Raw genomic sequence first — 431 nt, 5'->3', positions numbered from 1 at the left:
GCTCGGCCGGGTCCACCGCCCCGCGGTCGTCGACGCGCACGTCGACGAACCCCGCGACGTCGCGGCCGTCGCGCACCATGAGGCGGGCGCGGCGGAGGCCGCCGGCGCCGGCGAGGTGCACGGTGTCGGCGGCGAGCGCCGCCGACCGGTCGACGGCGCCGACCCAGGCAGCTCCGACCCAGGTGGGGGCGTCGGGCGAGGGCATCGCGGGGTCGAGCGTGAGGGCTCGTTCCGCGGTGGTGGTGTGGTCGGTCATGTTCGTCCCGTCGGGCCGGTCTGGTCGGGTGGACGTGGCAATGCTCCGCGCGCGTCGACAGGGGGTCAACCGCGATGCTCGGAGGATGCGGGGAGGCTGCGGTTTGCCGCCACTAGACTCGCGGGAGACGCCGGTCGACCCGCCGGTGCGACCCCGGTCCCCGCCGGACACGAGG

1 pseudogene is annotated in these 431 nt (G+C 76.8%); it reads right to left on the bottom strand.

Annotated features, from left to right (window positions below):
- A pseudogene (locus tag JWG39_RS16165) lies at positions 1–256 on the bottom strand (hypothetical protein); the annotation flags it as partial.
- Between the last annotated feature and the right edge of the window lie 175 nt (positions 257–431).

Source organism: Desulforhopalus vacuolatus (assembly GCF_016918505.1).
Taxonomy (GTDB): Bacteria; Desulfobacterota; Desulfobulbia; order Desulfobulbales; family Desulfocapsaceae; genus Desulforhopalus; species Desulforhopalus vacuolatus.
This window is presented reverse-complemented; position numbering and strand designations above follow the sequence as displayed.